The organism is Shewanella sp. ISS20 (assembly GCF_056522965.1).
Genome location: NZ_JAWRZK010000001.1, coordinates 3,420,226 through 3,434,573, shown reverse-complemented (window position 1 = coordinate 3,434,573; position 14,348 = coordinate 3,420,226). Strand labels below are relative to the sequence as shown.

Annotated in this window: 15 protein-coding genes; 10 read left to right on the top strand and 5 right to left on the bottom strand. The window is 44.0% G+C overall.

What is annotated here, in order from left to right; translation table 11 throughout:
* Positions 1-70: 70 nt before the first annotated feature.
* On the top strand, positions 71-961 hold the full coding sequence (rarD, locus tag AC1HDP_RS15570; protein WP_479639447.1) for an EamA family transporter RarD: 891 nt from the start codon (positions 71-73) through the stop codon (positions 959-961).
* Positions 962-978: 17 nt separating this feature from the next.
* Here rarD and AC1HDP_RS15565 read toward each other — a convergent pair whose 3' ends face one another.
* A complete protein-coding gene (locus AC1HDP_RS15565; protein WP_479639446.1) occupies positions 979-2,529 on the bottom strand; it encodes a sodium:solute symporter family transporter in 1,551 nt (516 codons plus the stop codon).
* A gap of 355 nt (positions 2,530-2,884) precedes the next feature.
* Between AC1HDP_RS15565 and AC1HDP_RS15560 the strand changes: the two genes are divergently transcribed.
* The 5 genes from AC1HDP_RS15560 (at position 2,885) to AC1HDP_RS15540 (ending at position 8,075) form a co-directional block, all read left to right on the top strand.
* Positions 2,885-4,174 (top strand): MFS transporter, encoded by a 1,290-nt coding sequence (locus AC1HDP_RS15560; protein ID WP_140930835.1) that lies wholly within the window; start codon positions 2,885-2,887, stop codon positions 4,172-4,174.
* 68 nt (positions 4,175-4,242) lie between these two features.
* Positions 4,243-5,256, top strand: a complete 1,014-nt coding sequence (locus AC1HDP_RS15555) for an ester cyclase (protein WP_479639445.1) — start codon at positions 4,243-4,245, stop codon at positions 5,254-5,256.
* Between the two features lie 91 nt (positions 5,257-5,347).
* Positions 5,348-6,418, top strand: a complete 1,071-nt coding sequence (locus tag AC1HDP_RS15550; protein WP_479639444.1) for a porin — start codon at positions 5,348-5,350, stop codon at positions 6,416-6,418.
* Between the two features lie 177 nt (positions 6,419-6,595).
* Complete coding sequence (locus AC1HDP_RS15545) at positions 6,596-7,600, top strand: LacI family DNA-binding transcriptional regulator (RefSeq protein WP_479639443.1); 1,005 nt, start codon at positions 6,596-6,598, stop codon at positions 7,598-7,600.
* Between the two features lie 154 nt (positions 7,601-7,754).
* The gene (locus tag AC1HDP_RS15540) at positions 7,755-8,075 is read left to right on the top strand and encodes a hypothetical protein (protein ID WP_479639442.1); all 321 of its coding nucleotides are present in this window, start codon (positions 7,755-7,757) and stop codon (positions 8,073-8,075) included.
* A gap of 66 nt (positions 8,076-8,141) precedes the next feature.
* Here AC1HDP_RS15540 and AC1HDP_RS15535 read toward each other — a convergent pair whose 3' ends face one another.
* Complete coding sequence (locus AC1HDP_RS15535) at positions 8,142-8,864, bottom strand: YebC/PmpR family DNA-binding transcriptional regulator (RefSeq protein ID WP_140933987.1); 723 nt, start codon at positions 8,862-8,864, stop codon at positions 8,142-8,144.
* 185 nt (positions 8,865-9,049) lie between these two features.
* Between AC1HDP_RS15535 and AC1HDP_RS15530 the strand changes: the two genes are divergently transcribed.
* The 3 genes from AC1HDP_RS15530 to AC1HDP_RS15520 all read left to right on the top strand — a co-directional run bounded on the left by AC1HDP_RS15530 (position 9,050) and on the right by AC1HDP_RS15520 (position 10,973).
* On the top strand, positions 9,050-9,454 hold the full coding sequence (locus tag AC1HDP_RS15530) for a hypothetical protein (RefSeq protein WP_479639441.1): 405 nt from the start codon (positions 9,050-9,052) through the stop codon (positions 9,452-9,454).
* Between the two features lie 75 nt (positions 9,455-9,529).
* Complete coding sequence (locus AC1HDP_RS15525) at positions 9,530-9,886, top strand: hypothetical protein (RefSeq protein WP_479639440.1); 357 nt, start codon at positions 9,530-9,532, stop codon at positions 9,884-9,886.
* A gap of 112 nt (positions 9,887-9,998) precedes the next feature.
* Positions 9,999-10,973 carry a LysR substrate-binding domain-containing protein gene (locus AC1HDP_RS15520; protein WP_140930825.1) on the top strand — a complete coding sequence of 325 codons (975 nt, stop codon included), beginning with the start codon at positions 9,999-10,001 and terminating at the stop codon, positions 10,971-10,973.
* Positions 10,974-11,099: 126 nt separating this feature from the next.
* On the opposite strand, the gene AC1HDP_RS15515 is transcribed toward AC1HDP_RS15520, so the two are convergent.
* Genes AC1HDP_RS15515 through AC1HDP_RS15505 form a run of 3 tightly spaced genes read right to left on the bottom strand, consistent with a single transcriptional unit; the run spans position 11,100 to position 13,556 of the window.
* Positions 11,100-12,287, bottom strand: a complete 1,188-nt coding sequence (locus tag AC1HDP_RS15515; RefSeq protein WP_479639439.1) for a M20 metallopeptidase family protein — start codon at positions 12,285-12,287, stop codon at positions 11,100-11,102.
* The gene (locus AC1HDP_RS15510; protein WP_140930821.1) at positions 12,287-12,736 is read right to left on the bottom strand and encodes a hypothetical protein; all 450 of its coding nucleotides are present in this window, start codon (positions 12,734-12,736) and stop codon (positions 12,287-12,289) included. Before AC1HDP_RS15510 ends, AC1HDP_RS15515 begins: the two co-directional genes overlap by 1 nt.
* A gap of 1 nt (position 12,737) precedes the next feature.
* Positions 12,738-13,556, bottom strand: a complete 819-nt coding sequence (locus AC1HDP_RS15505) for a DUF3100 domain-containing protein (protein ID WP_479639438.1) — start codon at positions 13,554-13,556, stop codon at positions 12,738-12,740.
* 360 nt (positions 13,557-13,916) lie between these two features.
* Here AC1HDP_RS15505 and AC1HDP_RS15500 point away from each other — a divergent pair, with 360 nt between their 5' ends.
* Positions 13,917-14,345 (top strand): HNH endonuclease, encoded by a 429-nt coding sequence (locus tag AC1HDP_RS15500; protein WP_479639437.1) that lies wholly within the window; start codon positions 13,917-13,919, stop codon positions 14,343-14,345.
* The last annotated feature ends 3 nt before the right edge of the window (positions 14,346-14,348 follow it).

Here is a 14,348-nt window from a genome sequence, read left to right as displayed (position 1 = left end):
CCCAAATCAGGTTTAATTTTAGCCAATAGACTGCCATAATCACGCATTATTTTTGCGCACATAATTTTTCATGAAAACCCAAACTCAAGGCAATTTATTTGCAGCCGCAGCCTTTGCTGTGTGGGGACTGCTACCCCTGTATTACCAATTTTTACCTGGCGCCGATGTCCTTGAATTATTGGCCTATCGGTTAGTGTATTCAGTGCCGGTAATGCTTGTCTTATTAGCCTTGTTAAAACAGCCCATTGATTGGGCGCAAGTACGGCAAGATAAGCGCTCCAGCTTATTATGTTTACTGGCCAGCCTTATCATGTGTTTTTCATGGTACGCCTTTACTTGGGCGATTACCCATGACCAAGTGTTGGCGGCAAGTTTGGGCTTCTTTATCAACCCCTTGTTTGCCATTGCTCTTGGGGTGATATTTCTGAATGAAAAATTGACTAAGGTGCAGATGGTCGCGGTATTACTTGCCATCGCCGGCATTAGTTATCAAGTCTGGGGTTATGGTCAATTACCTTGGATAGCACTAGTAATGAGTGGCTTTTTTGCCCTTTATGGCCTGTGCAAGAAATACATTAAATTTGATTCCATGACGAGCGTGACGTTAGAGGCTATCTGGCTCGCGCCAATTGCTTTAGCTTATCTCACCTATGTGACGCTGAGCGGTCAGAGCCAAGCATTTGCCGGCGGCGCCATTGAAGTCGCGCTGTATATGGGCTCAGCGCCAGTTACCTTAGTGCCATTGGCCTTGTTTACCTTAGCCGTAAGCCGCACTAGTCTCACCAATATTGGCCTGATGCAGTACATAGAACCAAGTTTACAATTTTTGCTGGCGGTATTTATCTTCGCCGAAGCTTTTGATGAAATTAAGCTAGTGAGTTTCAGCCTGATTTGGGCGGGATTATTGCTATGCACCTTAGATTCACTGCCATGGCGGCAATATCGAGTGCACAGCAAATAAACTTAAGTCGTGGCAGCTTAATGCTGCCACATCATCAAGACTAACTCAGGCAAGTAGGAGCACAACACCAAGGTCAATACTCCAAAGATAATCAAACCGTACTGACCTCTACTCGGGCGCTGCCAAAGTGTCGCTTGATGCACTACAAATGCTTGCTGCTCTGCCGTTAGCTGCCCCCGATAACGACTGATAATTATCCCCACCATTAAAAATACCAAAGTACCTATAGGCGCATACCAAGGCCAAGCCATTTCTGTAAAGCGGCACAACACAATAGCGATTGTGCTAACAACACTCGCCCAAATAACGCCCTGTTCATTGGCATAACGACAAAACAGCCCAAGTAAGAACGAGCCTAAACGAATCCCCACAAATAAGGAGGTGAGTGATGCAATCGTTTTCAATACTGATTCATTAGAAATGGATAATAAAGCTGGGATAATCACACAGACCGCTGCCAGCAAACTCAGCCAACGTGCGGTTTTTTCATAATGATGAGGAGTGGCATCTTGCTTAATAAAACGCTGATAAAAATCGAACGTCATCACAGTTGCCATCGAATTAAAGGTTGAGTCTAAAGTCGACATAGCGGCAGCGGTTAAGGCAGAAATAATTAAGCCAATAATAATAGGATTGGTGTGATTAAAGACAAAATCTAAAATGACATTATTGCTGTTATCAAAGGATTCACCTTGATAAAACACAAACAGTAGCACACCTAAAACACTAAAAAATAAGTACACAAAAAATGAGCCGTAACCGCAAACCATCATGGCCGTTCGTGCCGACTTAAGATCTCGTGTTGCCAGCGTTCTTTGGATAATTAACTGATTAGTTCCATACACACTTAAATGCAAAAAACTCACAGCCACTAACCCGGCTAATAAGCTGGTATCGTTATCAAGCTCAGAACTAAGATTTATTACACGAAATTTTTCAATAAGTTGCGGCGTTATACTGATGTGAGACATATCGGATATCAGCACACCAAACAAGGCTGCACTGCCAATCAAGAGCACCACACTTTGCAGCATATCCGTCCAAATGACGGTAGAAATACCTCCAAAAAAGGTATAGGCCACGGTAAAGAGACTTAAATAAATAATGGCTTGCTCAATCGAGATGGGCAACACTCTCACTAAAATCAGGGAAATAGCATAAAGGATCACACCTGCCGATATACATTGAACAATTAAGAACACCAAAGCATTGATGGTTCGCGCTATTACGCCAAACCTTAATTCTAGATATTCATAGATACTGGTCAGCCTTAAGCGATAAAATACAGGGACAAAAAAAACCACAGCACAAAAAATCACAAAGGGATAATTTAAATGCACGGCCATGGCCTGCATGCCAGCTTGATATACCCACCCAGGCATACCAATAAAAGTCATAGCACTAACATAAGTCGCTAAAATTGAAACCCCAGCTGTGACACCGCCAAACTGACGCCCTCCGGTCGAAAAATCATCACTACTATCGCGATTATGATTGACTAATATACTAAGCGCGACCGTCAGCACTAAGTACATCAACATCACCCAGACACTTGAATACGTAATCATTCTAATCAATAAGCTCTCTACTGAGCGCAAAACCCACAGGAATCAATCCCACCATAGTGCCACCAATATCTAAAAACACTGATAACAACCCGCCATCAACGTGAGCAACACCACAACCCAACCCCAAGAAATTGACAAAGATCACACTAGGCGAATATTTACTACCAAAATCACGCCAGCGATCATTTTTGGGTACGTATTCATTTTGGTGTGATTTGAATCACAGCGACTCACTCAAGCAAATGTGTACTATGCACTCGCCAAAACCAAAGCATGCAAATTAAGTTTGTGAATTTTGCAATTTTAACTGCTCACACCTGCTAGTCAGGTCGATAAGGGCAGAGGAATTTAAACGATGACAACTAAAATCCCAATGAAGGATGTGCCATTATTCCAACGTATTGCTGCGTATCTAGCAATCTTGGTCGGTTACTTCTTCTACTGCTACAACTTTGTAATTATTGACTATGTTCGCCCGTATATCGTCGAAGCGTACGACGGCATCACTCTCGCCGATACCGCACAATTTTATACCTGGCAATCCATTGGCGCTCTAATAGGTGCGCTGAGCTGCGCTTGGGTTGCGAGCCAATTCGGCAAAAAACGCACCTTGATTGCAATTACCGCCCTTAACGGTGGCGCCACCATCATTAATATGATGTTCACCGACTATGCCGCGTGGGCCGCCATGCGTTTAATCATAGGCATTTCGTTAGGTGGTTATTTCACCGTAGCCGTTTCCACCATGATAGGTTTATTTGAACCTACGGTTCGCGGCAAGTTAACTGCATTTGCATCCAGTATGTTTTCAGTAGCGCTGATGGTTATGGGGGCGTATGCCGCCTTTATTTCTAGCATTGACGCTCCTTGGGAAAGTCTGATGTGGGTGGGTGGTGTACCACCACTAGTCGCGGCATTGGTAATGATATTTGTGCTGCCAAGCGATAAAAAGTATGCAGCCTTCGGTGAAGAAGCGGTACTGGATGCCAATGGCAATGCCGAACCTGAACTTAAGGGTTCTTGGGGTGAAATGCTGCGTGGTCGCAACTTACGCATCACTCTCATCTGTTTACTATTAGCTGGCCTTAACTTCTACGGATACCAGTTCTTTAGCGGCTTTGTGACGACTTATCTTAAAGAAATCCGTCAGTTTGATGGCGCCACCATAGGCATCATCTTCTCGATCTCAGCCTTTGGTAGCTTATTTGGCGCCTGGGTATGGGGAGCCATTGCAGACAAATTTGGCCGTAAAGTGAACGCCATTGGCTTCTTATTAGCAGGAGTGATGGCGTCATTATTCTTCATCGCCCCAAGCGACATCATGATAGGCAGCCTCAACCTACTTGCATTATTAGGCTTGATTTATAACTTCGGTTTATCTGCCAGTGCTGTGTGGGGTGGCTACTTCTCAGAACTATTCCCAGCTCACTTACGTAGTTATGGCGCAGCGCTATTCCACGGTGGTCGAATCCTCGGCATGTGGGCACCTATGGTGTTGATCTTTATCTCCGAACGTACCGATTTAACCACAGCTATGTGGGGCGCCCCAATCGTGTGGATAGTTGCAGCCCTCTTATGGTTGACCCTGCCAGAAACACTTAAAGGCGGCGTAATGTACAAAAAAGAAAAAGCAGCCCATCAGTAAGCTGTATTTACCGTCAATAGTGCTGGCGATAACGCCAGCCAGTAAATCAATAATTTAAGGTTAATCAGATGACTAAGTATCAAGAAACCAAACGTATTGTTCGCGAATATTTTACCGCCATTGAACAAGCAACTCCGGCCAATATAGCCGATGTACTTAAGGCCCACACCAGTGACGATTACCTTTGGCGCGGCGTTTATCCATTCCGTGAACAGCAAGGTGCTGCCGCTGCCGCCGAGGTTTTCTGGGCGCCATTAATGAGTTCACTAACTCGCATGCAACGTCGTCAAGACGTCTTCATTGGTGGCACCAATGAAATTAGTGGCGAGCAATGGGTTATGAGCATGGGCCATTTTATGGGCTTGTTCGATAAAGATTATTTAGGTGTTCGCGCCACAGGCAAGATGATCAGCCTGCGTTACGCCGAGTTTAACTGTGTTGAAAATGGCAAGATCACTAAGACCGGCTTATTTGTTGATTTGTTAGGTTTAATGCAACAGGCCGGAGCTTATCCACTGCCGCCTTCTACGGGTAACTATTTTGTGTACCCAGGTCCACGCAATCATGATGGCTTGTTATTTGAAGATGCTCCAGAAGAAGAAGGCGTTGCAACCTTAGCTTTAGTGAACAAAATGGTTGCTGATTTAAGTGCGCTCAATGACAGCGGCGCTATGGGTTGTCCGCCAGAAGTATTAGAAATGAGCTGGTCTAAGGACATGATTTGGTATGGCCCATGTGGTATTGGTGCTTCTTACACCATTCCACGTTACCAGCAGCAGCATCAGCTGCCATTTCGTAACAACTTAAAAGATAAAAAGTTCAATGGCCATGTTTGCCGTTTTGCTGAAGGTAACTTCTCTTGTTTCTTCGGTTGGCCAAACCTGTCTAACACCCCAGTGGGTGGTTTCCTAGGCATGCCTGGTGGCGAAATTCGTGCAGATATGCAAGTGGTTGATGTTTATTACCGCGAAGGTGACAAATTAGTTGAGAACTGGGTATTAATTGATATTCCATTCTGGTTAAAGCAGCAAGGTTTAGACGTTTTTGAACGCACCCAGCAAATCTTGAACCCAAGCCTGTAATCCCTAAGAAAGCAAGCAGCTTCATCCCCTGCTTGCTTTCTTAAAGCTCACTATCTCGTATACCTGTCGTAGCTAATAGCATGGTAACCCAATGAAATTAAAATCTTTATTAACCATTATTGCAGCAGGCTTATGCTCAAATGCTGCTTTAGCCGATTTCACTTTCTCCAATAAACAAGGTGACTCATTAAGCATTGACGGTCGTTTTGAAGTTAGATATCAAAACAAGGGTAATGATCATCAAGGTGAATGGAACAGCGGTAGTTCTCGCTTAGGCTTTAAAGGTGTAAAACAGTTAGAGAATGGCTGGGCCGGTTTTGGTCATGCTGAATGGGGCTACAATTCTGGCGCCAATGGCAGCAACATTTACGATCGCGTTCTTTACGCAGGAGTTCAACACGAGAAATACGGCAAAATTTCTGTCGGTACTAAGCAGTGGAGTGCTTTTTATGACGTAGCTTGGTTTACTGACTTAGGACGCACCTTCGGTAGCCGCGCATTCGGTACTTATAACCTTAATGATTGGGGCATTGATAGTGGCGCAGGCCGTGCATCTAACTCTGTGGTATATCGCAATAACTACCAAGGGATTAAGTATGGATTTACTTATCAAACCACTCGTGAAGGCGTAAAACTTGGCAACAACCAAACTGCTGACTTTGATAACGGCTTAGGTGCATCGGTACAATACAGCCCTGCTGAAGGATACACCTTGGGCCTCGCTTATCATCAAAATGATATGAGCAACTTTTCTGTTGGTACCAATTTATCTGGCGATCAAACCAGCCGCATTGCAATGGTGGCTGCCAATTATACTGACGAGAGTTTCTATTTAGGTACCAGCATTAACCAAGGTAGTAATTGGGAAGTAAACAGCCAAGGCCAATTTTACGACTCCATAGGTTATGAGCTGTATACCTATTATCATTTTGAATCAGGATTCAGAGCAACTTTAAACCTAAACTACCTAGCTGATACCGATGATAGAAGCCAAGGTTATGAACGTAAAACCATTATTCCCGGCCTTGAATATCATTTTGATAAAAATAAACTCGTCGCATGGGCTGAATACCAATTTGATTTAGGTAGCGACCAGTGGGACGCCAACCAATATCAAAATAGTGATGACCAATTTGCATTGGGAATTCGTTACTACTTCTAATTAGTGTTAATATACTAGGCCATCAATTTTGATGGCCTTTTTTGTAATGGCAATAAAAAAACATACGCTTAGTGCATTTAATTATCATAACACTAGCTATTGTCGCCACATTGGTGAGTTTTCACGTAAATCATTTATTTTGATGCCGCAACATTTTGAATTTGGGTAATTTATTCTATGTCTGATGACAAAAAAATGGTCACATCAAGAGATGTCGCAAAATTGGCTGGGGTATCACAATCAACAGTATCTCGCGTATTTGTTGAGGGCAGTTCTTGCTCTGAAAAAACTAAGACAAAAGTGATGCAGGCGGCCAAAGCACTTAATTATCGCCCTAACTCATTTGCCCGTAGCCTGACAACCCAAGAATCTCGCCTCATAGGCCTAGTTTTTCCTGATGCGGAATACCCATTGCACATGAAAACCTTGCAACTGCTAAGCAGTACCTTACAAGCTCGTGGCTATTCGGCAGTGTTAATCCCGTGGCAGTATGACGATCACAATCAACACAGCATTCCCAATATATTCAACTATCGAGTAGATGGCGTTATTGCCGCATCGGCCCAATTTAACAACCATCTTTATGAGGAATGTCAGCAGTTTTCTATTCCCATAGTGCAATTTGCGCGAGTAGCACATAACAGCAATAGTAGTTTTGCTATCAGTGATAACTATAATGCGGGAAAAATGGCGGCTGAAAAACTGAAAACGGCAGGCGTTAAGCGCCCAGCTTACCTAACAGGTAATATTCCAACCTTAACCAATAGTGAGCGTTGGCGTGGCTTTAATGACACAGTGTTACAGCTTTATGGTCATGCGGCAGGCTTGCTAGAAACTAATTATGATTATGAGCAAGCACTGCCATTAATCAGCCAGATGTTAGACCAAGCGAATAGGCCTGATGGCATATTTTGCTCTACCGATTTGTTAGCCATAGCATTAATTGATAGCGCTCGTCATCAACACCAGTTACGCATACCTGACGATTTACAAGTCCTTGGCTTTGATGATATTCCACAAGCCGCGTGGTTAAATTATCAACTGACAACCTTTAAACAAGATTTTGAACGACTTGCCTTAGAATCAATCAATATTCTGTTGGCGCAACTAAGTCAGCAAACCTCTCATCAGACCCAATTAATGATCCCAGTGCAATTGATTGAGCGCGGTACCACCCGCTAAACAGCACTTCTCAATTAACAATTTAAGCCAATCTTATAAACAAATTGGCTTTTTTACGCCCAGCACGATTACAATCCGCATCAAGGGGTAACACCGCCCCTCATTTAAGATATTCAATAAATATCAGCTGTATATGAATCATAGCGGAGTCATTATGAAACTTACTTTAGCCTGCATAGCTATCACCGGTTCACTGTTAATTCATGCCAATGCCGCTGAATTACCTCAGTTATGTCATCCTTCAGAACCAAATTGCCAAGAATTAATGGCAATACCTGAAACAGCCATCCAATTGCAATTATTGAACACACTAGAGCAAGACAAACAACTGGCGCCGCACTCCCCTTTCGCCATTACTAATATAATCCAGTATCAACAACAGCTAAACGTAAGCAGTGACTCGCAGTGGCAACTAGAGTTGAGTGATAATCGCGATCATAGCCGCACGCAAATATTTCATGCTATGTCGAATTGATAGCAAATATTCAAAAAAAATGGCCACTATAAAGTGGCCATTTTTTATATCCAAAGAAATGAAAGATTAATCTTTAATTTCTGCGTTGTGATACACGTTTTGCACGTCATCACAATCTTCTAATTGGTTGATGAACTTATCAAAGGTTTCAACATCTTCACCAGTGATTTCAGTCATGGTTTGCGGCACGAAAGAAATCTCTTCCATGGCAAAAACTACATCAGGCATAGCTTCTAACAAGGCAGTGCGCGCATGGTTGAATTCAGTGACTGGGGTAAATACACTCACCATGCCATCTTCTACTTCAACGTCAGTCACATCGACATCAGCCATCATCAGCATTTCTAAAATGCTTTCGTCATCATCGCCTGGGAATACAAACACAGCTTGATGGTCAAACATATGAGACACAGTGCCTGGGCCGCCTAATTTGGCGTCATTTTTAACGAATGCTTGGCGAACGTCGGTAAAGGTACGCTTAACGTTATCCGTTAAGCAATCGACGATGACCATACAGTTGCCAGGGCCAAAGCCTTCATAACGGGCAACTTCATAATCTTCACCGCCAGCGCCTTTGGCTTTATCAATAGCGCGCTCAATAACATGTGTTGGCACTTGATCTTTTTTCGCGCGCTCAATTAAACGGCGCAGTGATAAGTTACCATCAGGCTCTACGCCACCTTGTTTTGCGCAGACATAGATCTCTTTACCGTATTTAGAGTAAACCCTTGTCTTTTGGGTCGCAGTTTTTGCCATGGACTCTTTACGGTTTTGATAAGCTCTTCCCATCTTAGTGACTCTTTGACCAAAATAATTCAGATAAGTATTGATTTTAACAGTGTTGGCCGCCAAAAACGACCCTAGGGCATGATCCAAAACAAGGCTTAATCAAAAGTGTCGAGTTTGCTCTAACTTTAGCCACTACATGATGCTAACCTTTTGCTAGTTTGCTGCAAAAAACCTAAGGATATTATGTGAAATTTGCCATCATGTTGACTGCGGCGGCCCTTAGCGCGCCATTAACCGTTGTTGCGAATGAGAGCCCTTGGCAGCTGATGTATGCCATAGGTGTACATGATTTAATCGTTGATCAAGCAGATTCAGATACCTTAGGGGTTAATGGCTATTTTGGTTTCTCGCTCACCTTGCAGCAATCCATAGTATTTAGCGGCAAAATTCATGTATTCCTTGATAAGGATACAGACAAGCTAGACCCAGACCATATTCCACTATGGTTTAGCTCCGACTACTTATTAACGGGCGAACTCTTAAGTTTATCTCCCCATAACGCCCTTGATTGGTGGCTAACATTAGATGGCAGGCGCAACACTGTAAGCTCAGTTGAGACACAATTGCGCTTATTCCCTGGGCTCGCGTGACGCTATCAAACTGAATGGTTACGCACCGAATTAGGCATAGGCGCGGGTTACTATTCCCTAGAAATTGATGATGATGTGCCTAAGACCCGCGGTTATCAACGCGGTGAATTTGATCATGATACCTTGGCCTATACGGCTAAATTTGCCACCGCGTGGGCAATTACCCCTAAGCTTGATGTCAGTGTCTCTGCCCAGCAATGGCACACCGCGGATCTTGATCTAGAAAATCAATATAAGCTCAAAGTTTCCTATAACAATGCCTTATCTAAACAAGAGTTTAATCAAGGTCATATCCTGAGTTTAGCCATTGAGCATCAGCATTATAACTTAGACCCCTATGCCAGGATGGCCACTAATGCGGTAGGTTATGTGCCTATTTTACCTTGGGATCAAGACACACTCGTGCGATTAACGCTGGAAATGCCATGGTAAAGGGCGCCTTAAGCAAGCTCTAGTGCTCGCATGAGAAAAGCTAACTGTGCTAATAGCGGATAATGTATATAATCCGTTATTAGCTTGAGGACGAGATTAATGAGGTAAGGGATTGAAACTACAACAACTAAAATACTTAAAAGCGATTAAGGATAATAACCTCAACGTCTCTAACGCATCATTGGCCCTGTATACATCGCAGCCTGGGGTCAGTAAGCAAGTGGGCTTACTAGAGAAAGAATTAGGGGTCAGAATTTTTGAGCGGCGCGGCAAAAACTTAAGCGGCATCACTGAGATTGGCGAAAAAATTATCGTTCAAGCCGAGCGCATGATAGCTATTGAGCAAAAAATTAAAGTGCTCACTAAAGAGTATCTTGACCCAGAAACCGGCGCGCTCAACATCTATACCACACACACCATAGCGCGCTATTTATTGCCTAACAGTGTGTCGTACTTCACTAAGAAGTACCCGAAAATCAACTTCCATCTGCACCCTACCTTGCCGCTGCAAAGCAATGCCGTGATAAGTAAAGGCTATGCTGACTTTTCCATTGTCGCCCATGACATAGGCTCAGATCAGGACTTAATCGTACTGCCAGCGTATCTGTGGACCTTAGGCTTAGTGGTACCTAAAAATCACCCGTTAGCCAAGGAGCAAGCGCCTACGTTAGCGCAGTTAAGCCAATACCCATTACTGAGTTATGAGCAAGGCTCTACTGGGCGGCGCACCCAAGACATTATGTTTGAGCGCGCGGGGTTATCGCCCCATTACTTTATGACGGTAATGGATGCCGATGTGATTAAGCGCTACGTAGAGCTAGGTTATGGCATAGGCATTATCTCATCGCTGGCGGCGCGAGATATTCACAATAGTGAATTGACTTACATTAACTTGAACCACTTATTCCCGCCGAGTAAGGCGTGGATTTGCTTTAGCAAAGATATTTTGCTGCAAAATTATATGTATGACTTTATCTCGTCGTTCTCGCCCCATTTATCTAAAAATGTCGTAGAAAGCGTGATGCATCAACATAATGAAGAGCAAAGCCAGCAACTGCTCGCCAGCCTTAAACTGCCCGTTTATTAAAAGCTTCAGCCAATAAAAAAGGTGTCAGGTCATGTACACATGCGTGTATTGACACTGACACCTTAAGCCCACTTGGCATTAACTTAGCAAGCTGAACATTGACTGACGCTTAGCCTTAATTTGAGCTTAGCTAGAAGCTAATTTGATAAAGATTTGCGCGCCAATCAGCATGAAATCATCATCAATAAAGTAAGGGTTAGCATGCAGGTAGTTGCTAATACCTTTAGCTGAATTACCGCTACCTAAGAAGAACATAGCGCCCTTGGCATCTTTAGCAGCATTAACCATTAAGCTGAAATCTTCGCTACCTGACATAGGTAAGCCATTGGCTTGCAAGCGATCGCTTGGCACTATGCCTGCAGCTACTGTCAGCAAGCGCTGATAAGCTTCAGGATGGTTGATAACCGCAGGGTAACCTACGCAATCCATAGTGGTATTAAAGCCGCGAATTTCACTCTCTTTAACAAACATGTTAAAGCTGTCTTTTAAGATGGCATCGGTTTCAGAATCCATGGCGCGAATGGTGCCGCGGGCAGAAGCATGATCAGGAATAGCATTCGGAATGCTACCGCCATTAAACATGCCGCAACCAAATACCGCTGGGCTAAATGGATTGGTGCGTTTAGCCACCACGTAATCCATATCCATGATGATGCGGCTCGCTTCGCGAATGGCATCTAAGCCTTTTTGCGGGGTAGAACCGTGAGCCGATACACCGTGAACATTCAAGGTCCACGCTGAGCCATACGATGACATAATGCCATTGTTAAACTTCACTGTGCCGTATTCCAGCGCCGCATCATTGTGCAGTGCATACACTTCACTGATGTTATCCATGCAGCCCAGCTCCACCATTTTATTGGCGCCTGGTACTCGCATATCTTCTTCAGCCATTTGGAACACAAAACGCACGTTGTGCTTAAGTTCAGCGGTATTCGCCGCCATATACTTAGCTGCGGTCAAGGCAATGCTCATATGAGTATCGTGACCACAGTTATGGGCGCAGCCTGGGTGCTTAGAGCTGAACTCATTGTTGGTCAGGTCATCCATTTCCAGCGCGTCCATATCGGCGCGAAATGCAATCCAATCCCACTGTGGGTTAATCTCTAAATTAGCCACAAAGCCAGTGCAATCATCATAACGCGTCAGCTGGTAACCCGCTTGCTCCATCAACTCGCTGCAATAAGCCGAAGTTTTGGTTTCTGCGCCAGATAACTCAGGAATTTGGTGTAAATGACGACGAGTTTCTTTACTGAACTCAGCCAATGCCAACAACTTAGAGTCTAAGTTAAACGCTTGATATGGATTACTCATTAGATAATTCCTTTCATTTGGAAACCAATCTGGGCGATGATCGATGCGCCGAAGAAACAACAAGTCGATACCAGTAAGAAGATAACGATGACTTTCCAAGACATCTTCTTCAATTCTTCCATCTGCCCGCCCACTGATAAACCAGCAAAGGTCAACAAAGGAACACACACAGATAAGAATTGAATTTTACCCACTGACTCTAAAAAGTAAGTGCGCACTGGTGTTTCTGGTAAACAAATCAAGATGCCAATAATGGTGGCATACGCAAATGTTGGCAGTGAAGATGGTAAAAACTTCTTAGCTACCAAAGACATAAACACAATCAGCGACATAGCGATAAAGCTATGAACCATCTCTAACGGCGGCGTAGCGTTGGTCAGAAACTGAGTAAAAGCAGCTAACAGAATGGCCAGAGAGACCAGCTTCATATCATCGAGGATCAGTTTCATGTTATTTATCCTTGTTACAAATTTTGTACATCATTTCAGCTAATGGGACCCCTAAGAAGGTCAGCGACAAGGCGCCCAATACTGAAGACAGCAAGTTTGAAGCCGCAGCAATACTTAATACCTGCTTAGCCATTTCAGGATCTAATCCTGAGATCAGCGCGCCAGATGCGGCACTTAACATAGAGCCACTACCCACACCAGCGCCTGCGCCTAATGCTAATGGGCTCAAGCCAGTTAATGGCGCTAAGCTGCCTAAGATGCTGAACCATAAGGTGCCAACTACAGAGCCACATAAGTAAATGGCCAGTACGCCCACATATTCAGGGCTACCAGTACCAAAACGGCCTTGGATAACGGCAATCGATGGCTCGCGGCTGATGGATGAACAAGCACCAATAGCTTTACGGCCGAAACCAAATTTAACTGCCAGCGGCACAGCAATGAAGATAGGTAACAGGTTGCCTAACTCTTGGAATAATAACGGCACGCCCGCTTGGATGATGATGTCCAAGTTAGGAATGATCATGCCAGCATACTGAGTGCCTAAGATAAGTAAGCAAAAGCCCACCATCTTGCTACAAAAGCTTTCTTCTTTTTCAGTAAAGACCTTGCCCCACACTTTGATTTTTTGCTTGGTCCAGTTGACCGACAGCAACATACCAATCATTACCGCAAACAACATAGGTAAGATAGATAAGGTGGCAAAGCCTAATTCAATTTTTTGCAGACCAATGATGGCTTGCGAGATAAAAATGACGACGGCGGCTACCGCGACACTGGTCAGCACCACACGTGCCTGACTCGATTTAACTTCTTGCATAAGTCGTACTTCTATAATTATGGGTGGTTACCTCAACAAGTATTCACGAGAAGTTAATTAGCAACTGTGATAGCTCTCACTCCCTAGGTTCGATAGATAGATGAAAACTGCATACCATATTCCAAAAATCGCAGACTCGTTACCAAGAGTCGCCGCGAGTGTAACGAGCTAATATCCAAGTCGTTTTAAGACTGCTTTTACCCCCACTAATAAGCGCACCGCGATCAAAGTTTTCACTAAGGCGTGAACTAATACCCCCTAAAATGCAAAGCGTGACACAAAGCACGCAATCATAGCAATGTGCACTCACGGTTAGTGATAGGCTGACACTTAGGTAGGGACACGAAAATAGGGCAAACAATGACGTTTAAAATTGAAGTCACCTTTCGCCAAGGTAATAACAGGCGCACCCGTAGCTATAAAACCGAACTCTCGGCCAAGCGCAATATTTACAAATGGCTCAGCCAGCAAACGAGTAACTATGTTAAAGCTAGCTACTTTTCGCCAGAGTTTGGGCACCTGCAATTTACTGACGCAGAACAATTACAGGAATTTGCTGCCAAGCCAGCCGCTAATTTCTACGTGTCAGAGGCTTGGAGAAAGCTTAGATTTGAAGTGCTGAAGCGGCCAGCGATTTGCGTAGTGTGCCATCCCACACCCACTGAGCATGGGATAAGTTTGCATGTTGATCATATTTTACCGAGGTCAAAACATCCGCAGCTCGCACTTGATATCAATAATTTACAGCTTCTTTGCCAAGACTGTAATTTAGGTAAAAGCGATAGTTAACTT